The sequence below is a fragment of the Thermomonas sp. LB-4 genome, from assembly GCF_036409385.1.
In the GTDB taxonomy this organism is placed as follows: domain Bacteria; phylum Pseudomonadota; class Gammaproteobacteria; order Xanthomonadales; family Xanthomonadaceae; genus Thermomonas.
Map to the genome: position 1 here is coordinate 291,862 of NZ_JAXOFT010000001.1, position 24,726 is coordinate 316,587.

Here is a 24,726-nt window from a genome sequence, read left to right on the forward strand (position 1 = left end):
CCCATCCGGAGATGGGCGCAGCGTGGCAGCCGGGTGAAGCGGATGCGAAGCCCTGTGCGCCTCAGCCCGCCTCGTCTTCCAGCATGCGCTCGCGGCAGGCCTGCCAGCTGCCGGCCACCATCACCAGCGCGCACAGCGCCAGGAAGACGAACGGCAGGCCCCAGCCGCCGCTGGCATCGTGCAACAGCCCGAACAGGATCGGCCCGACGCAGCTCAAGGTATAGCCCACGCCCTGCATGAAGCCGGACAGCTTGGCCGAGCCGGCGGGCGTGCGGGTGCGCAGGTTGATCAGGGTCAGCGCCAGCGGGAAGGTGCTCGGGCCGATGCCCAGCAGCACCACCCAAAGCACCGGCGCGGCCAGCGGCGCCCACAGCAGGCCGGGAAACGCCACCGCATAGGCCAGCGTGCAGGCCAGCACCAGCGGGAACGGATTGCGCATGCGCACCGCCACCGCCGGCATGGTGAGCGCGCTGCCCAGCCCCAGCGCCGCGAACAGCGCGACCATGCTGCCGCCGAACGCCGGGCTCGCCCCAGCCTCGGTCATCAGCTTGGGCAGCCAGGTGAACATCGAATAGGTGATCAGCGAGGTCATGCCGAACATCAGCGCCATGCCCCAGGCCAGCGGCGAGCGCCACGGCCGCAGGCGCAGATCGGGAGACGCCAGTTCCGGCGCCGCGTCCCCCGCGCGCACGGCGTTGTCATGCAGGGGCGCCAGCACCGGATCGCCCCGCCGCTCGCGCCACAGCACGCCCCACCAGACCAGTCCCGCGGCCACCGCCGGCAGCGCCCACACGCCCAGCGAGACCTGCCAGCCGGCGGCATCGGCCAGCGGCACCGCCAGCAGCGCCGGCGTGATGGTGCCCACCTGCAGCACGGTCAGGTACAGCGTGCTGACGGTGCCCACCCGCTGGGGGAAATAGCGTTTCACCAGCGGCGGCAGCACCACGTTGCCCATGCCCATGCCGGCCAGCGCGACGATGCAGCCGGCGGCCAGCGAGATCGCCCCGCCGGCGAAGGCACGCGACGCCAGCCCGGCCGCGGCAAGCCCCATCGACAGCAGCGCCGCCTGCTCCAGCCCGATCCGATGGGCGATGCGCGGCGTGGCCACGCCGAACGCGGCGAATGCGGCGGTGGGCAGCATCCCGAACAGTCCGACCACGGCCGGTCCGAAGCCGAAGCGGCTGCCCAGCAGGTCCAGCAGCGGCGTCAGCGAGGTGACCGCGGTGCGCAGGTTGAGGGCGGACAACAGGATGCCGGCGAGCACCAGCGCGCGGCCGGTCCACGGGGATGCGGGGGGAGACATGGCGGAATTATCACAGACGCGGTTCCGCGCATCGCGCTGGGCCGGGTCCGGCGGTTCATCGGTGGCCGGCTCCAGCAGCCATGGAAATCCGCCCGCGGCCGGCGCGCCCGGGCACTGCGGTGGGCATCAGTCCTTGGGCTCGCCGCACGCTGGCCGGACCTGCGACGGTTGGCGACGACGGCCGGACCGTCGGTCAGCGGGCATGCCTCAGACTGGCGATGCAGCTGCGATAGTTAGCCTCGCCCGCCGGCATCCGCCAGCAGGGCACGCTCCCCTTTTCCTCCGCATTCGTGCGGGAGTCGAAGGCAGCTATCCGCTGTCCGGGCACTGCGACGGCGCGGCAGGGCCTCCCTCCCTCACTCGCTGCCGACCACCGTGCGATCAGCATGCCCACCGTGCAGTGCGCCTCGTTGGGGTGCCGCAGCGGCCACATGAACGGGATTCTCCCACAGACCTGGGACGCGCTGGCCCAGCATCCGGTGCTGCTGAAGGGCCCGATAACCACCCCGCAGGGCGGCGGCTACAAGAGCATCGACGTGACCCTGCGCAAGACGCTGGGGCTGTTCGCCAACGTGCGCCCCTGCGTGGCCTACCACCCCTATGTGGACGCCCTGCATCCCGGCATGGACGTGGTGATCGTGCGCGAGAACGAGGAGGACACCTACGGCGGCATCGAGCACCGCCAGACCGACGAGGTCATGCAGTGCCTCAAGCTGATCACCCGCCCGGGCTGCGAGCGCATCGTCCGCTACGCGTTCGAATACGCGATGGCGCACGGGCTCGGCTTGCACGGTGCGATGTTCGAAGCGGTGCACGGCTCGGCCCCGGACATCGCGGGCAAGAACATCGCCAACCCGTCCGGGCTGCTGCTGGCCGCGGTGCAGATGCTGCTGCACATCGGCGAAGCCGACGCCGCCCGCGACATCCACAACGCGTGGCTGCGCACGCTGGAGGAAGGCCTGCACACCCGCGACCTGTTCAACGAGCGCACCAGCCGCCGCTGCCTGGGCACCCGCGAGTTCGCCCACGCGGTGGTGGAGCGGCTCGGCCAGGTGCCGCAGCACCTGCCCGCGGTGGACTACCGGCAGGCCCCGGCCACCCCGGTGCAGGCGCCGCAAGACGCCGCGCCGCGCGCCCGCCAGGACAAGGTGCTGGAAGGCGTGGACGTGTTCCTCGACTGGGACGAGGCCGGCCGCGACCCGAACACCCTGGCCCGCCGCCTGCAGGCCGCCGCACCCGCAGGCCTGCGCCTCACGGTGGTCACCAACCGCGGCGTGAAGGTCTGGCCGGAGGGCCACCCGGACACCTTCTGCACCGACCACTGGCGCTGCCGCTTCAAGGCGGTGGCGGGCACGCTGGCGCCAGAAGGGGTGCCGGAGCTGCTGGTGCGGCTGCTGGAAGCCGGCCTGCCGGCGGTGAAAACCGAAAACCTGTACCGCTTCGACGGCCAGCCCGGCTACTCCGTCGCACAGGGCGAATGAGCCCGGCGGATGGCACCATGGCGGGCATGGATCCTGTCTTGCCCGCCTCCGTCGAGGCCGACCTCGCTGCCGCCGCGGCCCTGCTCATGCAGGGCCGCCTGGTCGGCCTGCCCACCGAAACCGTCTATGGTCTGGCCGCCGACGCCCGCAACCCCGACGCGGTGCAGGCCATCTTCGCGCTCAAGCAGCGGCCCGCCGACCATCCGCTGATCGTCCACATCGGCACGCTGGAGGAACTGCAGGCCTGGGCGGCCGAGGTGCCGCCCGCCGCGCTGGCGCTGGCCCGCGCATTCTGGCCGGGCCCCCTGACCATGGTGCTGCCGGCCCGCCCCGACGTGCCGCGCGTGGTCACCGGCGGACTGGACACGGTGGCCCTGCGGATGCCGGCGCACCCGGTGGCGCTGGCGCTGCTGCGCCGCCTCGGCCGCGGGCTCGCCGCGCCGTCGGCCAACCGCCACCTGCGGGTCAGCCCCACCACGGCCGCCCACGTGCGCGAGGAATTCGGCGACGCGCTACCGCTGGTGCTGGACGGGGGGGCCTGCACGGTCGGCATCGAATCCACCATCGTGGACCTGTCCACCGGCACGCCGCGCGTGCTGCGCCCCGGTGCGATCAGCGCCGCGCAGATCGCGGACTGCCTGCAGCGCGCCGTGGACCTGCGCCCCGCCGCCGGCACCCGCGCGCCCGGCCTGATGAAACGCCACTACAGCCCGCGCGCGCGGGTGGAATGCGCGGCGCCCGCCGCGCTGGCGGATCGGGTCGCGGCCCATCTGGCAGCGGGCCTTCGGACCGCGCAGCTGTCGGCCGCGCCGCCCGCGCAACCGCATCCATCGCTGGTCTGGCTGGCGGCAGGCGATACGCCCGACGCCCGCATGCAGCGGCTGTACGGGCTGCTGCGCGAAGCTGACGCCCTGGGCGTCGAGGTGGTGGTGGCGGAGCTGCCGGAAGGCGGCGGCCCCGCCGAAGCACTGCGCGACCGCCTGCTGCGCGCCGCCGGACAGGGCAGCGTCCCGACCGATTGATCGCCCCCGCATGTCGTCGCCCCCACCGGACGCATGGGCCGGCCGCACCGCGGTGCTCGCCACCATGCACGGCAAGGAGGCCGCGATCGCGCCGGTGCTGGCGCGCTTCACCGGCCTGCAAGTGGTCGTGCCCGACGACTTCGACAGCGACCGCTTCGGCACCTTCAGCCGCGACATACCGCGCACCGGCAGCGCGCTGGACGCCGCACGCGCCAAGATCGCCGCCGGCTTCGCCTGCCGGCCCGACGCCACCGTCGGGCTTGCCAGCGAAGGCAGCTTCGGCCCGCATCCGGCGCTGCCGTTCGTGCCGCTGGGCACCGAGCTGGTGCTGCTGGTCGATCGGACGCACGGGCTGGAGCTGGCCGGCTGGCATCGCGCGCCGGCACCGTATGCCCGCGGCGAGCGGGTGACGTCGCTGGAAGCCGCACATGCGCTTGCGGCGCGGATGGGATTTCCGGCACAGAGGCTGATCGCATTGGCGATGGCCGACGGCGCGCCGGCCCCGCGGCACGGCCTGCACAAGGCGCTCGACACCCCGACGGCGCTGGACGCGGCGGTGGCCCATGAACTGGCCGCGCGCGGCGAGGCGTGGCTGGAAACCGACCTGCGCGCGCACCGCTGCCCGCCGCGGATGCGCCGGATCCGTCGCGCCGCGCTGGCGCTGGCCCGCGCCTGCCTAAGCCGCTGCTTGGCCTGCGGCCGGCCTGGCTTCGTGCCGGCCGTGGCGGTGCCGGGCCTCCCGTGCGGTTGGTGCCTGCGCCCCACCGCGCTGCCGCGCGCCCACCGCATGCGCTGCGACGGCTGCGGGCACGAAGCGGAGCAACCGGCGAAGCGGACGCAGGCGGATCCTGCCCATTGCGACCACTGCAACCCCTGAGCGGCCGCGCCCTGCATCCTGCCGGCCGCCGCCTGCGTACAAGAAGCCATGACCCGCGCCGAACGCCTGGAACTCGCACTGATCCCGCTGGCCGCCGCGGCGGCCTGGGGCGTGGCCGCGCGCCTGCCGGACGCCCCCGGCCTTGGCGATCTGCTGTTGGCGGGCGCGGTGCTGTTGCTGCTGCAGGGTCTGCTGCGCGATCTCTGGTTGCTGTGGCGGCGCCGGGCCCTGGCCGCGGAGGCGCAGCCGCGGCGGATGCCCTGCCTGTGCCTGGAATCGGCCCTGGGCGCCACTGGTGTGCTGGCCGGGCTGGTCTTCCTCGGCAGCGGACAGGCCTGGCGGATGGCGATGCCGGACTGGGGCTGGAGCCTGCTGGTCGCCGTCGTGCTGGCGCTGGGCTTCGCCATCAAGGATCTGGTGATCGCCCTGCGCCCGCTGCGCCTGGCGCGGGAGGCCGATCACCTGAACATCGTCGTGGGATGGCGCTGACCCGGGGGATCCCCGCACCGGCGGACCGCCGCGGCGGTCGTTGCCGGCAGGGTGAACCCGCATAATCCGCACTCCACCCGTCTCCGCACTGGGCTGGAGCCACGACGAGGTGATCGCCGCGGTCGCCTATCTGAGCGGCCTGGGGGCGCTCACCATGGTGGTTTCGATGGCCTGGCTGCTGCACAACCTGGACCGCCAGCGCCGCGAATCCGAACAGTTCCACGACGCCGCCTACACCGATGCGCTGACCGGACTGGTGAACCGGCGCGGCTTCGACGAGGCCCTCCACCGGTTCCTGCAGGGACACCGGGAGTCGGACCGCGCGTTCTCGCTGCTGATGGTCGACCTCGACCACTTCAAGCACTACAACGACGACTTCGGCCACCTGGCGGGCGATCGCGCGCTGCAGGCCACCGGCGAAATCCTGACCGCGGTCCTGCGGCCGCAGGACATCGCGGCGCGGTTCGGCGGCGAGGAGTTCGCGGTGCTGCTGCCGGACACCGGGGCGCTTGGCGCGCGCCGCGCGGCGCAACGCCTGCTGGATGCCTTCCACGCCCGCGAGTGGCCGCATCGGCCGGTGACCGTCAGCATCGGCATCGCCGGCGCCCACCCGGGCGACACCCCTGAATCGCTGATCGGCCGGGCCGACAGCCTGCTTTTCGCCGCGAAGAAGGCCGGTCGCGACCGCGCCAGCGAAGCCCAGGCCCCCGCCCCGGGCTCGCTGCTTTGAGCGCGACGCCCCCGGTCGGGCCGGCAGGTTTGGCAGCGCGCCTTCCCCGGCGGCGGGCCCCGGGCATGCCGGAACTTGGGCTGGGCGCGCCCCTGCCACGCCGCCCGCCCTTGCGGCCGACATCATGATAATTGACTAAATCATTGATTTTGAATATAATTATCGGACACTCGCCCCACAGAAGGAGAAGCATGGCGCGCAAGCCAACGCCCCCCGCTGTCGACGCCCGAGAGGCCACCCACCAGAGCATCGCCGCCGATATCGCCGAGTTCCGCCGCCGCGGCGGCCGCATCCAGGTCCTCGGCAACACCCCGCTGCGCAAGTACACGCCAACCTCGTTCCGCTCCAACGCGGCCCAGCGCAAGCCCCCGACACCGCCACCCACGACCCGCGCCGCGCGCTGAGCCCGGCATCTTCCGAAGGGAACCGCATCGACGGTTCCCTTCTTCGTTGCAGGCCCGAGCCGCCCTTGCTCCCTCTCCGCGCGGGGGCCGCGGCCGCCCGCCTGCCAACGCCCGACGGGGCCAGTGAGCATCGCTTTGGCCGCCATCCGCGAATGCATTCCGCGCCGGCGCTACCCTGCACGGCACGCGCCCGCTCGCAGCCCGCTCCCGCAGGTTCCACGGCTGGGCGCGCGGCGCGGCGCGCGGGAGCGTTGCTGCCTCTCCGCACGCGCGCACAACGGGGCGATCCATCGACACCCTTGCCCACCTCGGCAAGAATGGCGGCTTCCGCCCACCGGATGACCGCCATGCCCCACGCGCTGCCCCGCCGCCTCGGATGGCTCGCCGCTGCGGTGGCCGCGATCGGGCTGGTGGCACTGTGGGGCGTGATGGAATTGCGCGGCCCCGTGCTCCCCGGCTACGCAGTGCAGGCCGGCCCGCTGGTGCAGAACGTGGTGGCCACCGGCCGCGTGGCCGCGCCGTCGCGGGTGCAGGTTGGCCCTGAGATCACCGGGCTGGTGCTGGAGCGCCGGGTGATGGACGGCGACCGGGTGGCGCCGGGCGACGTGCTGGTGGTGCTGCGTGCACGCGACCTCGAAGCCCGTCGCGACCAGGCCCGCGCCGCGCTGGCCGCGCTGCGCCAGGCCGAACGCCCCGACGCCGAAGCCCGCCTGCGCCAGGCGCGGGCGCAGCTGGCCCAGGCCGAACGCGATTACGCGCGCCGGCGCGACCTGGGCGAGCGCCAGCTGGTGGCGCGCGAAAGCGTGGAGCAGGCGGCGCAGGCCGTGGTCGCCGCGCGCGCCGCGGCCGAACAGGCGCGGCTGGCGGTGGACGCGCTGGCCGGCGGCGGTGCCCGCGAGGCGCAGGCGCGCGAGGAGCTGGCTGCCGCCGACGCCGCGCTGGCGCGCGCGGTGATCCGCGCCACCGTGGCCGGCACCGTGCTGACCCGCGGCGTGGAACCCGGCGACACCGTGCGCCCCGGCGACGTGCTGCTGGAAATCGCCGCCGACGCACCGGGCGAGATCCTGCTGCCGGTGGACGAAAAGAACATCGCCCGCCTGCGCGTGGGCCAATCCGCCGCCTGCATCGCCGACGCCTTCCCCGGCCGGCCGTTCGCCGCCACCGTGCACCACATCGCGCCGGGCGTGGACCCCGCGCGCGGCACCGTGGACGTGCGCCTGCGCATCGACCCGCAGGCCGACTTCGTCCGCCAGGACATGACCGTTACCGCCACCGTGCTGACCGGCCAGCGCGAGCGCGCGCTGGCGGTGCCGAACGATGCCCTGCTGGAAGCCCGCGACGGCAGCGACCGCGCCACGGTGCTCGTCGTGCGCGACGGCCGCGTGCGCCGCACCGTGGTGACGCTGGGCCTGCGCGGGCTGGCGATGAGCGAAGTCACCGCGGGCCTGCGCGCCGGCGACCATGTACTGGCCGCCAGCGGCCTGGCCGCCGACGCGCTGCCGGCCGACGGCGACCGCGTGCGCATCGAGGCCCAGCCGCCGCCGGCCGCGGATTCCGCCACCCGCCGCGAGCTGCCGGTGAAGTTCGACTGAGCGATGTGGATCGAGACCACCATCGCCATGCGGTTCCTGCGCCAGGGGCGCGGGCAATCGCTGCTGATCCTGTTCGGCATCGCCGTGGGCGTATCGGTGATCGTGTTCGTCACCGCGCTGATTTCCGGCCTGCAGTCCAACATCATCGAGCGTACGCTGGGCACGCAGGCGCACATCCGGGTGGAGGCGCCGGATGAAGTGAACCGCATCGCACCCGCCCCGCCCGGCACCCTGCAACTGGTGCTGGAGGACCGCCGCGCGCAGGTGCTGCGTACCATCGTCAACTGGCCGCAGGTGGGCGACGTGCTGGACCGCCTGCCCGGCATCACAGCGGTGTCTCCGGTGGCGTCCGGCCCGGCGTTCGGCCGCCGCGGCGAAGCAGTGGAGTCCGTCGCGCTGGTGGGCGTCGACCTGTCGCGCTACCTGCGGGTGATTCCGCTGGACCGCAACATGGTGGAAGGCCGCCTGGACCTGGGCGCCGGCAACGCGGTGATCGGCCGCCAGCTGGCCAGGGACCTCGGGCTGCGCACCGGCGGCAAGCTGCGCATCGACGCCGGCAAGGGCCGCGAGGCGATCGTCAATATCGCCGGCATCTTCGAACTGGGCGTGCGCGAACTGGACGCGCGCTACGTCTACCTCGACCTCAAGCAGGCGCAATCGCTGCTGGCCCTGCCCGGCGGGATCACCGTCATCGACGTGACCGTGGCCGACCTGTTCGGCGCCGACCGCAGTGCCGCGCGCATCCGCGGGCTGACCGGGCTGAAGGCGGAAAGCTGGATGGAGACCAACGCGCAGCTGATGAACGCGCTGAGCTCGCAGAGCATGTCCACCCGGATGATCAGCGTGTTCGTGGCGATGTCGGTGGCGCTGGGCATCGCCAGCGTGCTCGCGGTCAGCGTGACCCAGCGCACCCGCGAGATCGGCATTCTGCGCGCGATGGGCACGCGGCGCGGCCAGATGCTGCGCGTGTTCCTGGTGCAGGGCGCGGTGCTCGGCCTGGTGGGCTCGCTGATCGGCGCGCTGGCGGGCCTCGGCCTGGTGGGCGCGTTCAACACCTTCGGCCCGAAGCTGTTTTATATCCCGCTGCCGCCGGCGCTGATCCCGGCGGCGATGGCGCTGGCCACGGTCGCCGGCGTGGTGGCCGCGGCCGTGCCAGCCTCGCGCGCGGCCAGGCTGGATCCGGTGGAGGCCATCCGCCATGCCTGAGCTGCGCGAGGTGCTGCGGCTGGAAGGCCTGCGCAAGTCCTACAACATCGGCCAACCGAACGAGGTGGAGGTGCTGCACGGCCTCGACCTGCGGCTGGACAGCGCCGACTTCGCCGCGCTGGTGGGCCCCTCGGGCTCCGGCAAGAGCACCCTGCTCAACCAGATCGGCCTGCTCGATTCGCCGACCGCCGGCGAGCTGTACCTGCTGGGCCAGCCCACCCGCAGCATGGACGACGAGGCGCGCACCGCCGCGCGCGGCCAGCACATCGGCTTCGTATTCCAGTTCCACCACCTGATCGGCGCGTTCACCGCGCTGGAAAACGTGCTGATGCCGCTGATGGTGGCCCACGGCAAGCCCGACCGCGAGGCGCTGGAGCGCGCCCGCGGCCTGCTGGCCGACGTCGGGCTGGAGACGCTGGCCGACCGCAAGCCCGACCAGCTCTCCGGCGGCCAGCAGCAGCGTGTGGCCATCGCGCGCGCGCTGGTCACGCGGCCGGCCCTGCTGCTGGCGGACGAGCCCACCGGCAACCTCGACACGAAAACCGCCGCCGACGTGTTCGCCCTGCTGCGCCGCTTCAACGAACAGTTCGGCTGCGCGGTGCTGGTGGTCACCCACGACCCGCGCCTGGCCGAGACCTGCGACCGCACCATCACCCTGGTGGACGGGCGGATCGAGGCCGATGCGCGCCGCCCCTAGGATCAAGCGAGCGACCTAGAACCCGAGCTTCGCGCCCGCCCCCAGCAGCGTGGCGATGCCGAGCAGCGCAAAGATGCCCGCGGCGATCGAATGCACCAGCTTCATCGGGATGCGGTTCGCCAGCTTGTCGCCGACGAACACCGCCGGCACGTCCGCGATCAGCATGCCCAGGGTGGTGCCGATGACGACCAGCAGCGGCGTGGCGTAGTGCGCGGCCATCGCCACGGTGGCGACCTGGGTCTTGTCGCCCATTTCGGCCAGGAAGAAGGTCACCAGGGTGGCGCCGAACACGCCGAACCTGCCGGCGATGCGGGTTTCCTCTTCCTCGATCTTGTCGGGGATCAGGGTCCAGATCGCCATGCCGATGAACGACAGGCCCAGCACCCAGCGCAGCACCTCGGGCGTCAGCGTGGCGGTGATCCAGGCGCCCAGCGCGCCGGCCAGGCCGTGGTTGAAGAGGGTGGCGACCAGGATGCCGAGGATGATCGGCAGCGGCTTCTTGAAGCGCGCGGCGAGGATGAAGGCGAGGAGCTGGGTCTTGTCGCCGATTTCGGCGAGCGCGACCACCCCGGTGGAGACGAGCAGTGATTCCATGGATGTTCCAGGCCGGACAACGGACGAATGACCACCGCGCATCCCCGGCCATCTCGGAGGCGCAGTGGTCAAAGGTCTTGCCAGGCATGGAAACTGCCCGCGCCATGGCCGTTGGGCCAAGTGTGTTGACGTGGGCCTCTTCGCGACGAAGAGCGGCTACTCCCCAATGACCCGGCCATGTTACATGGTCTGGCCTCCGTCTCGCCAGACCGGGCGAGGAAAGCGCCTGCGGATGGGGGCGGGACAAATGGGGCATCGCCTGGCAGATCGCCGCTGGCCCGCGGCTGGACGCCATCGCCGACCCGGGTCCTGCCGTCGCGGCGCGCGTATTCGAGGCGCTGACGGCGATGCGGAAGATCGGCGTCGCCGCGATCGAAGCCGCCCGTCGCGGCTGATCGACCGTGCCGGCCGGGCCTGCGCCCGGCGCGGCCTCAGCCGCGCAGGAGGAGCATCGGCAGCGCGAACAGGGCCAGCGTGAGCAGGATGCCCGCGACCACCAGGGCCACCCGCCCCGGCTCCGCGCGCAGCACCGACCAGAACGTCTCGGCGGTGCCGTCGCGCTCCGCGGCCTCGCGCTCGGCGCGGGCACGCAGCTGGCGCGCCTGCTGGTAGTCGGCCAACAGCTGTTTCGCGTCCGCGTAGCCGGCCGCGTCGCGAAGCCAGATCCCACCGAAGGAGATTCCCCAGCGGCTGGGCTTGGTTTCGTAGTATTCGATCCGGTGCTGGTCGAGCAGCGAACGCACTTCGTCCGCCTCGTCGTCGGGCACGTTGCGCAGATTCATCAGCAGTTTCGACATGGCGCGAGGATAGCAGCCACGCCCGCCGACGCCGTCCGCCACGCAAAGCACCTCAGCCCCCACGGTGCGGGCCCGGGCGCCGTCCACGATCCAGGCCAGCACCTGCGCGCGCTGGTCGAGCAGGAAGCCACGCCGCCTCGCCTCCCGGCGCCTCGGAGGCGCCAGCGCGGCGGCTAGGGGGCGCCGACCACGCGCACACCGTCCGCGACGATCCGGTATTCAACCGGATCGACCGGCAGGCCCTTGCCGCCATCCTCGCCGAGGTGCCTGGCCTGCGCGGGGGTCAGCTGCTTGCGCGCCAGCACCCCGTGGACCACCGCGCTGCCGCTGGCGTCCCTGGGCAGGAAGAAGGCGTCGTTGCCGAACATCACCCGCGCCGTCCGGCCCTCGTGTTCCAGCACCATCCAGCAGCCCTTGGCCTGGCAGACTTCTGTGATCCGGCCGCTGAAGCGGCCGGGCTTGCCGGCATGGGCATCGAACGCGTCGACGGCCCGCGATACCGGCACCGCCACGCCGTCGGCGAACGGTTTGCCATAGATGGACAGGGAACCGGCGTGCGCGAACCACGCGGCGGTGGACAGCAGTCAGATCGCAAGCAGGCGCATGGCAGGTCTCGTGTCGATGGCGGGATCCGCCACCGACCATAGCGGAACCGCCGGCTACCGGCCACCGGTAGCGGCGCCGCCTGTCTTTGCGCCGGAAACCGCCCCGCTGCCGCCGCTGCGCTTTTTCGCCGCCCGCGCCTTCGCCCGGGCCCTGGCGCGCTCGTCCACCACCGCGGTGAACAGCGCACCGACGAAGATGATCAGCGCGGCGTAGTAGATCCACACCAGGGCGAGCACAAGCGTGCCCATCGCGCCATAGGCCGAGCCGGGATCCGCGCGGCCCAGGTACCAACCGATGGCCGCGCGCCCGACCAGGAACATCACCGCGGTGGCCGCACCACCGCCGACGGCACGCTTCCAGCCGACCCGGCGATCCGGCAGATAGTGGTACATCAGCGCGAACGCGAGCATGTACACCAGCCACGCGGCCACCTGCGCCATCAGCGGCAACACCCAGTCCACCCGCGCGAACATCAGTTCCAGCACGGTGTTCAGGGTCAGCGACACCACCAGCAGGAACCCCAGCGCCAGCACCAGTCCCAGCGAGAACACGCGCTTGCGCAGCCACGCCAATGGGCCGGACAGCGCGGTCGCGTCGGTGCGGAACACCTTGTTCAGCACGTCCTGCAGCTGCGCGAACACCGCGGTGGCGCCGACGAACAGCAAGCCCAGGCTCCACCACCCGGCAATGGAGCCGGTATCGGGCCGGTCGCGGGCATTGGCGACGATGGTGCGCGCCACCCGCTCCGCATCGGCGCCCACCAGCAGCGCGATCTGCTGCATCACCGCCTCCTGCGCGATCGGCAGGATCGAGGTGGTGAGCCAGACCAGGATCAGCAGCAGCGGCGCCAGCGACAGCAACGCGTACAGCGCCAGCGCCGCCGCCTGCGACATCAGGTCGGCATCGATGAAGCGCCGCAGCAGCGCCATCGGCAGGCTGCCGCGTGCCTTGCGGATGAATGCCTCCACCGCGGGCCGGCGGGTCGAAACACCGCTGCGCTCGCGCGAGGCCGTGGGCTGGGTGGGGTCGAGCTTCTCCACCACCTTGCCTGGTTTCGCAGGCGTCGCGGCTTTCCTGACCGCGCGTTTGGCAGGCGAAGCTGGGGACTTGCCGGGGTTGCGTCGCTTCGGCATGCATGGCCCGTGGCTGGAACACCCTCTCACCATGCCGGGTGCGGCGTGAAGGCTGGATGGTGCGCTACGCGGCTAATCCGGCTCGGCCGCCGCCTCGCGACCCTGCTGGCGGATCAGCGCTTCCTCGCGTGCGTCGTTGATGGCGTGGCGCACGCCGTCGAGGTCGGGCGCCGATTCGTCGTGGTCGAACACGCCGGTGAGTTCGCTGTCGGGGCGCAGCTCCCCCGCTTCGAACAGCGCCCACATCTCCTCGCCGTACCAGGTGTCCAGCAGCTCCGGGGCCCACGCGCCGAGGCTGGCGGTGAAGTTGTTGACGTCGCGCAGCAGCATGGCGCGCGCGGCGTTGTTGCCGGCGGCGCTGACCACCTGCGGGAAATCGATGATCACCGGGCCATCGGGCGCGACCAGCACGTTGTACTCGGACAGGTCGCCGTGGATCAGGCCGACGCAGAGCATCTTCACCACCTGACGCACGAGGAAACGGTGGAAGCCGCGGGCCTGCTCCGGCGACAGCTCCACTTCGCCCAGCCGCGGCGCGGAGTGGCCGTCGCCATCCACCACCAGCTCCATCACCAGCACGCCGTGGAAGTAGCCGTACGGCTCCGGCACGCGTACGCCGGCATCGCGCAGCTGGTACAGCGCATCGACCTCGGTGTTCTTCCACGCGGTTTCCTGCTGCTTGCGGCCGTACTTCGTCGCCTTGCCGATCGCCCGCGCCTCGCGGCTGCCGCGCACCTTGCGGCCTTCCTGGTACTGCACGCGCTGCTGGAAGCTGCGCTGCGCCATGTCCTTGTAGACCTTGGCGCAGCGGACCTCGTTGCCCGCGCGCACCACGTAGACGGCGGCTTCCTTGCCGCTCTTCAGCGGCCGCATCACCTCGTCGATCACGCCGTCGTCGATCAGGGGCTGCAGGCCCGGGGGGGTTTTCATGTCATCTCGAAGGGGAGAGGGAGTCGCGCGGCAACGATGCGCCGCCGCTTGCGGAAATCCGGCCCGACAGAGTGCCTGATCGCTACACTGCTGTCCCGCTTGCACGGCAGTGATGCATGTCCGACCCGATTCGACTGGCCAAACGCGTGGCCGAGCTCGCCGCCTGCTCGCGCAGCGATGCCGAGCACTACATCAAGAACGGCTGGGTGCAGGTGGATGGGCGGGTGGTCGAGGATCCTGCGCAGCCGGTGTCCGGCGAGGAGGTGACGCTGGATGAAGCGGCGCGGCTGGAAGCCGTGGAGCCCGCCACCATCCTGCTGCACAAGCCGGCCGGCTACGACACCATCAGCGGCCGCAACCCGGCGGCAGCGCTGGTGCAGCCGGACACCCGCTGGCCCGAAGACCCTTCCGGCGTGCGCCTGCTGGCCCGCCATTTCCACCGCCTGACCCCGCTGGTCCCGCTGGATGCCGACGCCAGCGGCCTGATGGTGCTGACCCAGGACGGCCGGGTGTGGCGCCGGCTCACCGAGGATGGCGACGAGATCGAGCAGGAATTCGTGGTCGAAGTCGGCGGCGAGCTTGCCCCCTACGGCCTGCGCAAGCTCAACCACGGCCTGCACTACAACGGCCGCCCGCTGCCGCCGTGCAAGGTCAGCTGGCAGAACGAAGTCCGCCTGCGCTTTGCGCTCAAGGGCGTGCAGGGTGGGCAGCTGCGCGACATGTGCGCGCAGGTGGGACTGGAAGTGGTGTCGATCCGCCGCCTGCGGATCGGCAGGGTCTCGCTGGCGAAGATGCCGGCGGGGACGTGGCGCTACCTGCCGGTGGGCGAGCGGTTCTAGACCGTCCCCCAGGGCGGCACATCGGTCCGCGGCACATCGATCCGCCGCACGTCGATCGGCTTGTCGCCTGCTCCGCCCATGGGTACATACTCCGGCGACCGGCTGCAACCGCAGCCGCGCAACCGCAACGTCAAGGAGAGGCACGTGAGCAAGGGCATGGACCAGAAGAAGCAAGAAAAGAAGAAGCCCGCCAAGACGATGAAGGAAAAGAAGGCCGAGAAGAGGGAAAAGAAGGCGACCAAGGCGTTCGCACCGACCTGAGGCGGCCCCGGCGGAGACCCTTCCGCCGTTGCTCCGTTGCACCGCAACGTCCGCTGCCGCACGGCACCGCATGCGTGTTGCCCGCCCTGCAGCTCCGCGCCGAACAGCGCAACCGCTGCGGCGGGCTTCCCTCCGCGAAGGTCGCAAGCACTGCGGCGGCGGCTCAGTCGAGCTTTTGAAGCTCCCGCGTGGCCATGGCCACCGCATCCTGCAGCATGCCGGCGTAGAGCCTGCGGCCCTGCCCCATGTCGCGAGCCAAGGTCTGCAGGCCATCGACATAGGCCTGCAACAGGTCACGTGCGTTGAACTGCTGGCCGAGCTCATCGACGGTCTTCGTCACGGCATCGCGGAGATGCCAGTCCACGTTGACGCCGGTCTCGGCCATCTTGGCCAGATCCAGGACGCGCAGAACATGCGGGGTAACAAGTCCGACGACGGTGGCTTTCACATGGGGTACCTGCTTCTCTCCGGACCGGAAGATAACGCAAGCCGCCGCAAAGGAAAGGCGAAGCACCCAGAGAAGCCGCCTGCCGCATCCGGGCGCCCACTCGTCCGTCGCGGTGTACGCCCCACCCTGCAGATGCGCCCGGACGCTACGGGCGCCGCCGCCCGGCTGCCGGTGCGCCGCCGCGGCCAGGCGCTGCCGGCGGCCACGCGGATGTGACCCAAGCGCCGGGGATCTGAACGCCGTCGCGGCCGCTGCGGCCGCGCGGCGATCGGTCACGCGCCGGTCAGCACCGGCGCCAGCAGGCGGAAGCTGCCCGCATCGGCGTCCATCTCCACCTTGCCGCCCACCGGCACGATGAACTGCTCGCGGATGTGGCCGATCATCGCGCCGCGGTAGGCCGGGATCTTCAGCGGCAGGATGTAGTCGTCGAAGATCTGGTCCAGGGTCAGCGAACCATAGCCGTCGCCCGGGTTGCAGTCGCTGCAGTCGCCGAAGACGAAGCCCGCGATCCTGTCCAGCGCACCCATCAGCTTCAGCGTGCTGAACATGCGGTCGATGCGGTAGGGCGCTTCGCCCACATCCTCCAGGAACAGGATCTTGCCGCTGAAATCCGGCAGGTAGGACGAGCCCGCCAGCGCGGTGAGCACGGTCAGGTTGCCGCCCACCAGTTCGCCCTGCGCCTTGCCGCCGCGCAGCGTCTGGATGCGGTTTCGGCGCGGCACCAGCTCGTCGCCGGCGTCGCGGCTGTTCTGGTACTGCATCAGCTCGCGCCGGAAGAACAGCCGCTCGAACTGGTCGACGTTGAAGCGGTTCCAGCTGCCCGTCCCCACCGGGCCGTGGAAGGTCACCAGGCCGGTCTTGGCGTGGATCGCGCAGTGCAACGCGGTGATGTCCGAATAGCCCAGCAGCACCTTGGGGTTGCGGCGGATCAGCGCGTAGTCCAGCAGAGGCAGCAGCCGCGCCGCGCCGGAACCGCCGCGCACGCACACGATGGCCTTGACCTCGCGGTCGCCGAACATCGCGTTCAGGTCGCCCGCGCGCTCGGCATCGGTTCCCGCCAAGTGCCCGTAGCGGCCGTCGTAATGCGCGCCGGTCCGGACCCGCAGGCCCAACGCCTCCATCGCCTCCTGCGCCAGCTGCAGCGCCAGCCGCTCGCTCACCGCCGACGACGGACTGACCAGCCCCACCGTATCGCCCTTGCGCAGGCCCGCAGCCAGCAGCTGCCGGGGCGTGGCCGCCGTCGCCCTGCCCATGCCAAGCAGGGGCAACATCGCGCCTGTCAGCGCGGCGGTGCCGAGGAATCGCCTTCTGTCCATGCTTGAACCCGTTGCGGAAACCGGGCCAAGGGTAGCAACGGGCGCGCTGGCGCAGCCGCGAGCGCGCGCCGGACAGCCGACGTCGCCGGCAAGCAGGCGCGCGCGGCAGGCGCGGCGGGGCCAAGCCTTCCGCCCGCCGTCGACATGCGCCCGGCCCGCTTTTGTCCGCATACTCGCGCGAACTGACGAGGGGGCTCGCATGCCCGGACTGACCTCTGCCGAAGCCGCGGCGCGCCTGGCGCGTAACGGGCCCAACGTGTTGCCGGAGCCGGGGCGGAAGGGCGGCCTGGCGCTTGCCGGCCAGGTGCTGCGCGAACCGATGCTGTTGCTGCTGCTGGCCGCGGCGCTGGTGTACCTGCTGCTGGGCGACTCAGGCGAGGCGGCCCTGCTGCTTGCATCTGTAGCGCTGGTCATCGGCCTGACGCTGTACCAGGAATACAAGTCCGAGCGCGCCCTGCAGGCGCTGCGCGACCTCGGCAGCCCGCGCGCGCGCGTGCTGCGCGACGGCGCCGCAACGGTGGTGGCCTCGCAGGAACTGGTGGTTGGCGACGTGCTGCTGCTGGAGGAAGGCGACCGCGTGGCCGCCGACGCGCGCGTGCTGGAGGCCGCCGACCTGCATGTCGACGAATCCCTGCTCACCGGCGAGTCCGTCGCGGTGGCGCGCCATGCCGGCGCCGAAGACGACGCCGGCATCGTCCGCGCCAGCACGCTGGTGGTGCGCGGGCGCGGCACAGCCGAAGTGATCGCGGTGGGCGCGGAGACCGCGGTAGGCCGCATCGGCCACTCGCTGCAGTCGATTGTCAGCGAGCGCACGCCGCTGCAGCGCGAGATGCGCCGGATCGTGACGATCTTCGCGGTCATCAGCTTCGTCACCTGCCTGCTGGTCGTGATCCTGTACGGCCTGCTCCGCGGCAACTGGCTGGAAGGGGTGCTGGCCGGCATCACGCTGGCGATGGCCAACATCCCCGAGGAGTTTCCGGTTGTGCTCAGCGTGTTCCTGGCGCTGGGCGGATGGCGGATGGCGCGGCACAACGCGCTGGTCCGGCGCGCGCCCGCGATCGAGGCGCTGGGCGCGATCGGCATCCTCTGCACCGACAAGACCGGCACCCTCACCGAAAACCGGATGGCGGTGGCGGAACTGGACGCCGCGGATCCCGCCCGCGCGCTGGAAACGGGGCGACTGGCCTGCCCGCCGCTGTCGCATGACCCGATGGACCGCGCACTGGCGGATGCGGCCGCGCAACGGCAGATGCCGGCGTCGCCGCCCGGCTGGCAGCGCCTGCGCGACTATCCGCTGAGCAGCCAGCGCCCGGCCTTCATCCAGACATGGCGCACGCACGCAGGTGAATTCTTCATCGCCGCCAAGGGCGCGCCGGAAACCATCGCGGCGATGTGCAAGGGCTCGGCGCCCACGCAGGCGGAACTGGAACAGCACCTGGCCGCGATGACGCAGCGCGGCCTGCGGGTACTGGCGATTGCCGCTGCGCGTATCCCCGATGCAGCCAGCGAGCCGCTGCCGGAGGACCCGACGACGTTCCCGCTGGAGTGGCAGGGCCTGGTCGGTTTCGCCGATCCCCTGCGCGCCGCCGTGCCCGACGCCGTGGCCGAGGCGCGCGCGGCCGGCGTGCGCGTGATCATGATGACCGGCGACCACGCCGGCACCGCCCGCGCGATCGCGCGGCAGGCGGGCATCGGCATCGACACCGACGCGGGCGTGGTGCGCGGCGACACGCTGGACGCCTGCGACGACGCCACCCTGGCCGAACGCCTCGCCTCCTCCAGCGTGTTCGCGCGGGTGCGGCCGGAACACAAGCTGCGGCTGGTGGAGGCGTTGAAGGCGCGCGGCGGCGTGGTGGCGATGACCGGCGACGGGGTCAACGACGCGCCCGCGCTGATGGCGGCGCACGTCGGCATCGCGATGGGCGGCCGCGGCACCGACGTGGCCCGCGAGGCGGCGTCCATCGTGCTGCTGGACGACAACTTCGTCAGCGTGGTCCGCGCCATCCGGATGGGCCGCACGATCTACGAGAACATCGCCCGCGCCGCGCGCTATATCCTGGCGGTGCACGTGCCGATCACCGGCATGGCGCTGCTGCCGCTGCTCACCGGCTCCGCGCCGATGCTGATGCCGCTGCACGTGGTGATGCTGGAACTCATCATCGACCCGGCCTGCTCGGTGGTGCTGGAGCGCGAGCCGCCGCCCGACGACATCATGCGGCGGCCACCGCGCCCCGCCGATCACCCGCTGCTCGACCGGGCCACCCTGCTCGCCTCGCTCGGCCAGGGGCTGGCGATGTTCCTTGCGGTCGCCCTGACCTACCTGCTGGGCATGCGCGCGGAGCTGGCGGATGCACAGCTGGCGGCCCTGTCGTTCACCGCGATCGTGACCGGCAACCTGTTCCTGATCCTGCTGCACCGTTCGGGTGGCTCGATCTGGCGGGCACTGCGCACGCCCAACGCCGCGTTCTGGATCGTGGCGGTTGCCGCCGGCACGGTACTGGCGCTGACGATCCTGCATCCGGCGGTGGCCGGATTGTTCGGCTTCGTGCGGCCGCCGGGGTTGCTGCTGGCGGCGGCCTTTGCGCTGCCCTTGCTCGCCATCCTGGCACTGGACCTGGCACGCCAGTTGCGGACACGCGGCGCCGGGGCCTCGACGGCCTGAGCGATACTCCGATCCATTCGACATCCCTCGCCCGCTTGCCTACGCTTGTCCGGGACTTTCAACGCATCGGAGTACGCCCATGGAATATCCGCTGGCCCTGCTGCTGTCCTTCGGATTGCTTGCCGTCCCGCTCTCGCCCTCCGCCCAGACCAAGCCCGCAGCAGCGCCCCGCGCCTGCCTGATGGAAGGCAAGTTCGAGTTCATGGGTCAGAAAATGGACATCTCCGACTGCATCCAGAACGACGGCGCCTCGCACGCCAATCTGGTGGAGGCCTGCGACACCATTTCGAAGATGGCCACCGGCATGGGCATTCCGGCCCCCAAAACCACTTGGCTGGCCAGCTGTCCGGCCGCCCCGCAGGGCCGCTGCGTGCACATGAACGGCTCCAAGCTCACGGCCTATTACTACAAGCGCCCCGTGCAGGATCTGCCGGACGTGAAGTCCAGCTGCGAACTGATGGGCGGGCGCTACGCCGAAGGCTGAAACGCCTCGACCGAAACGCCCGCGTCGGCAACGCCCGTCGATCGAACGCAGTCCTTCAACCCGGCCGCGTTCCCCCGCTTCCTCCGGCAGGAAAAACGCACACCCCCGACGCCCGGCTCTTGGCCTCATACATGGCGGCGTCCGCGGCGCGCAGGTAATCGTCGACGGTGGCGAGGCCGGGCACGCTGGTCACCAGCCCGATGCTTGCGCCGCTGGTCACGCTGTGTCCGCCGATGTCGTAGGGCACTCCAAGCACGGCCGCAATCTCGCGGGCGCGCTGCAGCGCCTCGGCAGGCTCGATGGCTTCGAGCAGCACGTTGAACTCGTCGCCGCTCATGCGTGCCACCAGGTCGCCGGTGCGCACGCAGGTTTCCAGCCGGCGCGCCACCTGCTGCAACAGCTGGTCGCCGGCATGGTGCCCCAGGGTATCGTTGACGGCCTTGAAGCGGTTGAGGTCCAGCAGCAGCACGGCGAACGTCTGGGCACCGCCCGGTGCCGGCGCCCCGTCCTCCGCTGCCGCCTTGTGGCGACAGGCCGCGATGGCATGCGCCAGGCGCTCGCGGAACAGCGGCCGGCCCGGCAGGTCCGTGAGCGTGTCATAGGAACTGCCGCGCTCCGCCAGATCGCTGAGCGAACCGGCCATGCGCACGGCCGCGCCACCTTCGAACTGGGCCACCCCACGCCAGTTGACCCATACCAGCCGGCCCGATCCGTGGAACGCCCGGAAATCCACCGAAAAATTCGGCGTCTCCGCAGCCAGGTGCCTGCGATACGCTGCCTGCACGCGGGCGCGATCGTCGGGGTCGATGCGCTGCTGCAGGAAGCGCCAGCCGCCGTCATGCACATGCGGGGCCTCCTCCAGCCCGAGGATTGCGTGGAAGCGCTCCGACACGTGCAGCACATCCGTGCGCAGGTCCCAGTCCCAGATGCCGTCGTTGGAACCGCGGGTGGCCAGCGCATAGCGGTCGTCGGAGCGCAGCAGCTCCAGTTCCGTCTGCTTCTGCCGGGTCACGTCGATCATCAGGCCGATCATGCGGTTCGGTCGCCCGGGCTCGACCACGGCGCGGCACAGATCCCGCACCCACACCACCTTGCCGGACTTGGCGATCAGCCGGTAACTCATTTCATAGGCATAGCTGTGGGTGGCGTTGTAGGCGGCATCGTCGATCGCCAGCGCCTCCGGCAGATCGTCGGGATGCACATGCGCCCGCCAGAACCCCGGATCGGCGCGCCACTCCTCCACGCTGTAGCCGAACAACCGCTCGACCTGCGGGCTGAGGAAGGTATTGCCGATGCCATGCTCGGCCTCCCAGACCACGCCGTCGATGGTTTCCAGCAGGCGCAGGAAACGCTGGCGCACTTCCACCAGGATCTGCTCGGTGACCTCGGTGACCTCGATCAGCACGCCCTGGCGGCTGATCACCCTGCCCGCCGCATCCGTTTCCGGATGCAGCTGCAGGCGCACCCAGCGATAGTCCGCATCGGCGAAACGCAGGCGGAACACTGGCATGCCCGCGCGCAAGGTGCCGACGTCGTCGGCATGCACGAAGTCCAGCAGGGACTGGCCAAGCGCCGCCGCCACCGCATGCCCGGTCAGCCTCGCCCAGGCCGGATTCAGATAGGTGATCTCCCAAAGCGCGTCGGTCTGCACCACCGCCTCGGGCAGCAGCTGCAGCAGGTGGCCGGGCGGCGTGGCGTGGGCGGGCATGTACGGTCATGGTCACCGAAACCCGAATGCCCAGTCCAGCGCAAAAAGGGGATTCCCGTCGGTTTTCGATGCCAGCGCGCGCCCCGCCACGCCAAACCGGCCACGGGCGTCCTGCGTGAACCTGTTGAGCACCCGGCATCGGGCACCTGGATAGCGCCGGTGCGATCGCCGCTGTACCCCAGCGTTCGCCGATACTGCGCCGCATGAACACCCCACCCGAACGCCGCTGGCCCGCGCGCTTGCGCAGCCTGGCCATCAACCTGCTGTTGCTGCTGGCGCTGATTGCCGCGCTGGACTGGTATCGCGCACCGGATGCGCGCGCGGTGGCAGCGACCCGCCTCGCCACCACCCAGGGCGCGCCGGTGGACTTCCAGGCGCAGCGCCAACCGACCGTGCTTTACGTGTGGGCGGAATGGTGCGGCTACTGCCGGCACACCTCGCCGGCCATCGAACGCCTGCACCGCAGCGGCCACCGCGTGGTGTCGGTGGCCATGCAGTCCGGCAACGATGCGCAGGTGCACGCCACCATGCGCCGGCACGGGCTCACCTTCCCGGTGGTCAACGATCCCGACGGCGCGATCAGCCAGGCACTGGGCGTGGGCGTCACCCCGACCATCGCGATCGTCTCCGACGGCCGCATGCGCCTGGCCACCAGCGGCTGGACCAGCGAGTACGGGCTGCGCCTGCGGCTGTGGCTGGCGCGGTAACCGAACGACCGCGGAGCCCACCCGCCCGCGACAGGCAGCCGGGAATTCCTGCCAGCCCACTCGGCACCCCGCCGCGATGTTCGCGGCCAGCCGATGCCGTCGCGCCGTCCGCCGGGCCACCTGCATGCGCGCATGCCGGCCCGCGCGGCAGCGGCGGCGGCAAGCGCCCTATCCGACCAGGCGCCAGCCCAGCGTTTCACCCTGCGCCAGCGGCACCAGGGTGCGCTCGCCGTAGGCCAGCTCGGCCGGGATGACCCATTCCTGCTTGCGCAGCGTCACCGTGCCTTGGTTGCGCGGCAGCCGGTAGAAGTCGGCGCCGAAGTGGCTGGCGAAGCCCTCCAGCCGGTCCAGCCGGCCCGCGGCCTCGAACGCGGTGGCGTACAGCTCCAGCGCGTGCAGGCCGGTGTAGCAGCCGGCGCAGCCGCAGTCGGCTTCCTTGTCGCCGCGCGCGTGCGGGGCCGAATCGGTGCCCAGGAAGAAGCGCGGGCTGCCGCCGGTGGCGGCGTCCAGCAGCGCCCGGCGGTGGACCTCGCGCTTCAGCACCGGCAGGCAGTAGTAGTGCGGGCGCAGGCCGCCGCTGAAGATCGCGTTGCGGTTGTACAGCAGGTGGTGCGCGGTGATGGTGGCGGCGATCTCGCCCCCGGCGTCGCGCACGTAGTCCGCCGCGTCCTTGGTGGTGATGTGCTCCAGCACCACGCGCAGGCCCGGGAAGTCGCGGCGCAGCGGGACGAGGATGTCCTCGATGAACACCTTCTCGCGGTCGAACACGTCGATGTCGCGGTCGGTCACCTCGCCGTGGATGGCCAGCACCATGCCCGTCTCCTGCATCGCCTCCAGCGCCCCGCGGGCGTGGCGCAGGTCGGTGACGCCGGAATCGGAATTGGTGGTCGCCCCCGCCGGGTACAGCTTCACCGCGTGCACGAAGCCGCTGGCCCTGGCCGCGCGGATCTCCCCGGCCGGCGTGTTGTCGGTGAGGTACAGCGCCATCAGCGGCTCGAAGTCCGAGCCCGCCGGCCGCGCCGCCAGGATCCGCTCCCGGTACGCCGCCGCCAGCGCGGTGGTGGTCACCGGCGGCCGCAGGTTCGGCATCACGATGGCGCGCCGGAACTGCGCCGCCGTGTGCGGCAGCACCGCCCCCAGCAGCACGCCGTCGCGCAGGTGCAGGTGCCAGTCGTCGGGGCGCGCGATGGTCAGCGTGGTGCCGGCGGGCGCCTGTGCGGGCGCGGGAACGTGGTGGGCAAGCGGGGACATCGGGGCTCCAAAGTCGAACGTCGACCGGCACGATTTTGCCAGAGGCATCCGCGCCGGGTCGGGAGCGCCGGCAGCGCGTGTCCGGGCACCGGGTGGCGCCGCGGCGCATTTTGTAGAAGGATTGCCGTATGGATCGCATCCCGACGCTGTCGCCAGGCACCCTCATCGGAACGCTTGCGGAGTCGCTGGAGAACGCCAGGTCACTCGAGGAGCTGGTCAGGCCGCTGCTGGAACTGCTGGAAGCGACCACCGGCCTGGAATCGACCTACATGACCACCATCGACGAACAGGCCGGCGTCCAGCACATCCTGTTCGCCCGCAATTCGGACCGCCTGCAGATTCCGGAAGGGCTGTCGGTGCCCTGGAACGACACCCTGTGCAAGCGCGCGCTCGAGGAGGGCCGCAACTACACGGACGACGTGGAAGGTTGCTGGGGCGATTCCGATGCCGCGCGCGCGCTGGGCATCGCCACCTACGCCAGCGTGCCCATCCACGGCGCCGAAGGCGCCCTCTACGGCACCCTGTGCGCTGCCAGCGGGCAGCGCCAGCCGCTCCAGGACGACGCCGAACGGGTCATGCGCCTGTTCGCCCACCTGATCAGCCAGCAGGTCGAGCGCGAGGCCCTGCTCAACCTCCTCAAGGCCACCAACGCGCAGCTGCATCGGAACGCGATGACGGACCTGGTGACCGGCCTCGCCAACCGCCGCGCGCTGATGGAGGAGTTGCAGCGGCGCCTGCAGCTGCGCAAGCGCACCGGCACCGAGGTGCTGATCGCCTTCATCGATCTCGACGGCTTCAAGCGGATCAACGACGTGCACGGCCACGACGCCGGCGACCGTTTCCTCGCGGCCATCGGCCACGCCCTGGCCGGCTGCATGCGCGCCGACGATTTCTGCGGGCGCCTGGCGGGCGACGAATTCGTGGTGATCGGCACGGTCTGCTCGGCCTCGGACACTTGCCAACAGGCCCTGGAAGCGCGGCTGCGCGCGGCCTGCAGCGGGCAGTTCGAGCTGGGCAGCGCCAGCATCGCCTACAGCGGCCCCAGCATCGGCGTGATCCGCGCTGGCGAAGGCGATGCGGAAACGGAGCTGGCCCGCGCGGACCAGGCGATGTACCAGGACAAGCGCAAACGGCGCGGCGCTGCTTCGTAGTCGCCGGCTGCGGTCACAGGCGCGCGGCCCCGCCCCTT

Annotated in this window: 25 protein-coding genes, 1 pseudogene and 1 riboswitch; of the genes and pseudogenes, 16 read left to right on the forward strand and 10 right to left on the reverse strand. The window is 71.5% G+C overall.

Going from position 1 to position 24,726, the window contains the following annotated elements; genetic code table 11:
* Positions 1 to 61: 61 nt before the first annotated feature.
* Positions 62 to 1,381, reverse strand: a complete 1,320-nt coding sequence (locus SPK54_RS01425) for an MFS transporter (protein ID WP_330946208.1) — start codon at positions 1,379 to 1,381, stop codon at positions 62 to 64.
* Positions 1,382 to 1,734: 353 nt separating this feature from the next.
* Between SPK54_RS01425 and SPK54_RS01430 the strand changes: the two genes are divergently transcribed.
* From SPK54_RS01430 to SPK54_RS01470, 9 genes are all read left to right on the forward strand, one after another.
* Positions 1,735 to 2,784, forward strand: a complete 1,050-nt coding sequence (locus SPK54_RS01430; protein ID WP_330946157.1) for an isocitrate/isopropylmalate family dehydrogenase — start codon at positions 1,735 to 1,737, stop codon at positions 2,782 to 2,784.
* A gap of 26 nt (positions 2,785 to 2,810) precedes the next feature.
* Entirely contained in the window at positions 2,811 to 3,806 is a 996-nt protein-coding gene (locus tag SPK54_RS01435) for an L-threonylcarbamoyladenylate synthase (protein WP_330946158.1), read from the forward strand.
* Between the two features lie 10 nt (positions 3,807 to 3,816).
* Positions 3,817 to 4,683, forward strand: coding sequence for a DUF6671 family protein (locus SPK54_RS01440; RefSeq protein WP_330946159.1), 867 nt, complete (start codon positions 3,817 to 3,819; stop codon positions 4,681 to 4,683).
* Between the two features lie 48 nt (positions 4,684 to 4,731).
* Entirely contained in the window at positions 4,732 to 5,172 is a 441-nt protein-coding gene (locus SPK54_RS01445; protein ID WP_330946160.1) for a hypothetical protein, read from the forward strand.
* Positions 5,173 to 5,281: 109 nt separating this feature from the next.
* Positions 5,282 to 5,902 (forward strand): GGDEF domain-containing protein, encoded by a 621-nt coding sequence (locus SPK54_RS01450; protein WP_330946161.1) that lies wholly within the window; start codon positions 5,282 to 5,284, stop codon positions 5,900 to 5,902.
* A gap of 191 nt (positions 5,903 to 6,093) precedes the next feature.
* Positions 6,094 to 6,306, forward strand: a complete 213-nt coding sequence (locus SPK54_RS01455; RefSeq protein ID WP_330946162.1) for a hypothetical protein — start codon at positions 6,094 to 6,096, stop codon at positions 6,304 to 6,306.
* Between the two features lie 347 nt (positions 6,307 to 6,653).
* Positions 6,654 to 7,898: an efflux RND transporter periplasmic adaptor subunit gene (locus SPK54_RS01460; protein ID WP_330946163.1), complete on the forward strand. Its 1,245-nt coding sequence runs from the start codon at positions 6,654 to 6,656 to the stop codon at positions 7,896 to 7,898.
* Positions 7,899 to 7,901: 3 nt separating this feature from the next.
* Positions 7,902 to 9,104 carry an FtsX-like permease family protein gene (locus tag SPK54_RS01465; protein ID WP_330946164.1) on the forward strand — a complete coding sequence of 401 codons (1,203 nt, stop codon included), beginning with the start codon at positions 7,902 to 7,904 and terminating at the stop codon, positions 9,102 to 9,104.
* Complete coding sequence (locus SPK54_RS01470; RefSeq protein ID WP_330946165.1) at positions 9,097 to 9,801, forward strand: ABC transporter ATP-binding protein; 705 nt, start codon at positions 9,097 to 9,099, stop codon at positions 9,799 to 9,801. Before SPK54_RS01465 ends, SPK54_RS01470 begins: the two co-directional genes overlap by 8 nt.
* A 15-nt stretch (positions 9,802 to 9,816) precedes the next feature.
* On the opposite strand, the gene SPK54_RS01475 is transcribed toward SPK54_RS01470, so the two are convergent.
* A complete protein-coding gene (locus tag SPK54_RS01475) occupies positions 9,817 to 10,395 on the reverse strand; it encodes a TMEM165/GDT1 family protein (RefSeq protein WP_330946166.1) in 579 nt (192 codons plus the stop codon).
* Positions 10,396 to 10,397: 2 nt separating this feature from the next.
* Positions 10,398 to 10,575: riboswitch (yybP-ykoY riboswitch) on the reverse strand.
* Between the two features lie 31 nt (positions 10,576 to 10,606).
* On the opposite strand from SPK54_RS01475, the pseudogene SPK54_RS01480 reads away from it, so the two are divergent.
* Positions 10,607 to 10,790 (forward strand): annotated as a pseudogene (locus SPK54_RS01480) (VOC family protein); the annotation flags it as partial.
* 36 nt (positions 10,791 to 10,826) lie between these two features.
* Here SPK54_RS01480 and SPK54_RS01485 read toward each other — a convergent pair.
* The 4 genes from SPK54_RS01485 to SPK54_RS01500 form a co-directional block, all read right to left on the reverse strand.
* Positions 10,827 to 11,192, reverse strand: a complete 366-nt coding sequence (locus SPK54_RS01485; RefSeq protein WP_330946167.1) for a DUF6164 family protein — start codon at positions 11,190 to 11,192, stop codon at positions 10,827 to 10,829.
* Between the two features lie 173 nt (positions 11,193 to 11,365).
* Positions 11,366 to 11,704, reverse strand: a complete 339-nt coding sequence (locus SPK54_RS01490) for a DUF4920 domain-containing protein (RefSeq protein WP_330946168.1) — start codon at positions 11,702 to 11,704, stop codon at positions 11,366 to 11,368.
* A gap of 147 nt (positions 11,705 to 11,851) precedes the next feature.
* Positions 11,852 to 12,931, reverse strand: coding sequence for a YihY/virulence factor BrkB family protein (locus tag SPK54_RS01495; protein ID WP_330946169.1), 1,080 nt, complete (start codon positions 12,929 to 12,931; stop codon positions 11,852 to 11,854).
* A 72-nt stretch (positions 12,932 to 13,003) separates the two neighbouring features.
* Positions 13,004 to 13,861 (reverse strand): PA4780 family RIO1-like protein kinase, encoded by an 858-nt coding sequence (locus tag SPK54_RS01500; RefSeq protein WP_330946170.1) that lies wholly within the window; start codon positions 13,859 to 13,861, stop codon positions 13,004 to 13,006.
* A 116-nt stretch (positions 13,862 to 13,977) separates the two neighbouring features.
* Here SPK54_RS01500 and SPK54_RS01505 point away from each other — a divergent pair, with 116 nt between their 5' ends.
* Together SPK54_RS01505 and SPK54_RS01510 are read left to right on the forward strand one after the other, a co-directional pair.
* A complete protein-coding gene (locus tag SPK54_RS01505; RefSeq protein WP_330946171.1) occupies positions 13,978 to 14,700 on the forward strand; it encodes an rRNA pseudouridine synthase in 723 nt (240 codons plus the stop codon).
* A gap of 78 nt (positions 14,701 to 14,778) precedes the next feature.
* Positions 14,779 to 14,961, forward strand: coding sequence for a hypothetical protein (locus SPK54_RS01510; RefSeq protein ID WP_330946209.1), 183 nt, complete (start codon positions 14,779 to 14,781; stop codon positions 14,959 to 14,961).
* A gap of 163 nt (positions 14,962 to 15,124) precedes the next feature.
* On the opposite strand, the gene SPK54_RS01515 is transcribed toward SPK54_RS01510, so the two are convergent.
* Positions 15,125 to 15,685, reverse strand: coding sequence for a hypothetical protein (locus tag SPK54_RS01515; protein ID WP_330946172.1), 561 nt, complete (start codon positions 15,683 to 15,685; stop codon positions 15,125 to 15,127).
* The gene (locus SPK54_RS01520) at positions 15,682 to 16,680 is read right to left on the reverse strand and encodes an LD-carboxypeptidase (RefSeq protein ID WP_330946173.1); all 999 of its coding nucleotides are present in this window, start codon (positions 16,678 to 16,680) and stop codon (positions 15,682 to 15,684) included. Before SPK54_RS01520 ends, SPK54_RS01515 begins: the two co-directional genes overlap by 4 nt.
* A 244-nt stretch (positions 16,681 to 16,924) precedes the next feature.
* Between SPK54_RS01520 and SPK54_RS01525 the strand changes: the two genes are divergently transcribed.
* Both SPK54_RS01525 and SPK54_RS01530 read left to right on the forward strand, forming a co-directional pair.
* Positions 16,925 to 19,387, forward strand: coding sequence for a cation-translocating P-type ATPase (locus tag SPK54_RS01525; RefSeq protein ID WP_330946174.1), 2,463 nt, complete (start codon positions 16,925 to 16,927; stop codon positions 19,385 to 19,387).
* 79 nt (positions 19,388 to 19,466) lie between these two features.
* The gene (locus SPK54_RS01530; protein WP_330946175.1) at positions 19,467 to 19,871 is read left to right on the forward strand and encodes a hypothetical protein; all 405 of its coding nucleotides are present in this window, start codon (positions 19,467 to 19,469) and stop codon (positions 19,869 to 19,871) included.
* Between the two features lie 55 nt (positions 19,872 to 19,926).
* On the opposite strand, the gene SPK54_RS01535 is transcribed toward SPK54_RS01530, so the two are convergent.
* Positions 19,927 to 21,579 (reverse strand): PAS domain-containing protein, encoded by a 1,653-nt coding sequence (locus tag SPK54_RS01535; protein WP_330946176.1) that lies wholly within the window; start codon positions 21,577 to 21,579, stop codon positions 19,927 to 19,929.
* 203 nt (positions 21,580 to 21,782) lie between these two features.
* On the opposite strand from SPK54_RS01535, the gene SPK54_RS01540 reads away from it, so the two are divergent.
* Complete coding sequence (locus SPK54_RS01540; RefSeq protein ID WP_330946177.1) at positions 21,783 to 22,286, forward strand: protein disulfide oxidoreductase; 504 nt, start codon at positions 21,783 to 21,785, stop codon at positions 22,284 to 22,286.
* Between the two features lie 168 nt (positions 22,287 to 22,454).
* Here the strand turns inward: SPK54_RS01540 and pyrC are convergent, their stop codons facing one another.
* Entirely contained in the window at positions 22,455 to 23,537 is a 1,083-nt protein-coding gene (gene pyrC, locus SPK54_RS01545; RefSeq protein WP_330946178.1) for a dihydroorotase, read from the reverse strand.
* A gap of 128 nt (positions 23,538 to 23,665) precedes the next feature.
* Between pyrC and SPK54_RS01550 the strand changes: the two genes are divergently transcribed.
* Positions 23,666 to 24,688, forward strand: a complete 1,023-nt coding sequence (locus SPK54_RS01550) for a sensor domain-containing diguanylate cyclase (protein WP_330946179.1) — start codon at positions 23,666 to 23,668, stop codon at positions 24,686 to 24,688.
* Positions 24,689 to 24,726: the final 38 nt, after the last annotated feature.

What these genes read in the sequence shown, in the direction of transcription:
- SPK54_RS01520 (WP_330946173.1), bottom strand. Translation starts at nt 16,680, where the DNA reads ATGTTGCCCCTGCTTGGCATGGGCAGGGCGACGGCGGCCACGCCCCGG.
- SPK54_RS01500 (WP_330946170.1), bottom strand. Translation starts at nt 13,861, where the DNA reads ATGAAAACCCCCCCGGGCCTGCAGCCCCTGATCGACGACGGCGTGATC.
- SPK54_RS01535 (WP_330946176.1), bottom strand. Translation starts at nt 21,579, where the DNA reads ATGCCCGCCCACGCCACGCCGCCCGGCCACCTGCTGCAGCTGCTGCCC.
- SPK54_RS01470 (WP_330946165.1), top strand. Translation starts at nt 9,097, where the DNA reads ATGCCTGAGCTGCGCGAGGTGCTGCGGCTGGAAGGCCTGCGCAAGTCC.
- SPK54_RS01430 (WP_330946157.1), top strand. Translation starts at nt 1,735, where the DNA reads ATGAACGGGATTCTCCCACAGACCTGGGACGCGCTGGCCCAGCATCCG.
- SPK54_RS01440 (WP_330946159.1), top strand. Translation starts at nt 3,817, where the DNA reads ATGTCGTCGCCCCCACCGGACGCATGGGCCGGCCGCACCGCGGTGCTC.
- SPK54_RS01530 (WP_330946175.1), top strand. Translation starts at nt 19,467, where the DNA reads ATGGAATATCCGCTGGCCCTGCTGCTGTCCTTCGGATTGCTTGCCGTC.
- SPK54_RS01460 (WP_330946163.1), top strand. Translation starts at nt 6,654, where the DNA reads ATGCCCCACGCGCTGCCCCGCCGCCTCGGATGGCTCGCCGCTGCGGTG.
- SPK54_RS01505 (WP_330946171.1), top strand. Translation starts at nt 13,978, where the DNA reads ATGTCCGACCCGATTCGACTGGCCAAACGCGTGGCCGAGCTCGCCGCC.
- pyrC (WP_330946178.1), bottom strand. Translation starts at nt 23,537, where the DNA reads ATGTCCCCGCTTGCCCACCACGTTCCCGCGCCCGCACAGGCGCCCGCC.
- SPK54_RS01435 (WP_330946158.1), top strand. Translation starts at nt 2,811, where the DNA reads ATGGATCCTGTCTTGCCCGCCTCCGTCGAGGCCGACCTCGCTGCCGCC.
- SPK54_RS01445 (WP_330946160.1), top strand. Translation starts at nt 4,732, where the DNA reads ATGACCCGCGCCGAACGCCTGGAACTCGCACTGATCCCGCTGGCCGCC.
- SPK54_RS01475 (WP_330946166.1), bottom strand. Translation starts at nt 10,395, where the DNA reads ATGGAATCACTGCTCGTCTCCACCGGGGTGGTCGCGCTCGCCGAAATC.
- SPK54_RS01465 (WP_330946164.1), top strand. Translation starts at nt 7,902, where the DNA reads ATGTGGATCGAGACCACCATCGCCATGCGGTTCCTGCGCCAGGGGCGC.
- SPK54_RS01455 (WP_330946162.1), top strand. Translation starts at nt 6,094, where the DNA reads ATGGCGCGCAAGCCAACGCCCCCCGCTGTCGACGCCCGAGAGGCCACC.
- SPK54_RS01510 (WP_330946209.1), top strand. Translation starts at nt 14,779, where the DNA reads ATGGGTACATACTCCGGCGACCGGCTGCAACCGCAGCCGCGCAACCGC.
- SPK54_RS01485 (WP_330946167.1), bottom strand. Translation starts at nt 11,192, where the DNA reads ATGTCGAAACTGCTGATGAATCTGCGCAACGTGCCCGACGACGAGGCG.
- SPK54_RS01550 (WP_330946179.1), top strand. Translation starts at nt 23,666, where the DNA reads ATGGATCGCATCCCGACGCTGTCGCCAGGCACCCTCATCGGAACGCTT.
- SPK54_RS01525 (WP_330946174.1), top strand. Translation starts at nt 16,925, where the DNA reads ATGCCCGGACTGACCTCTGCCGAAGCCGCGGCGCGCCTGGCGCGTAAC.
- SPK54_RS01540 (WP_330946177.1), top strand. Translation starts at nt 21,783, where the DNA reads ATGAACACCCCACCCGAACGCCGCTGGCCCGCGCGCTTGCGCAGCCTG.
- SPK54_RS01495 (WP_330946169.1), bottom strand. Translation starts at nt 12,931, where the DNA reads ATGCCGAAGCGACGCAACCCCGGCAAGTCCCCAGCTTCGCCTGCCAAA.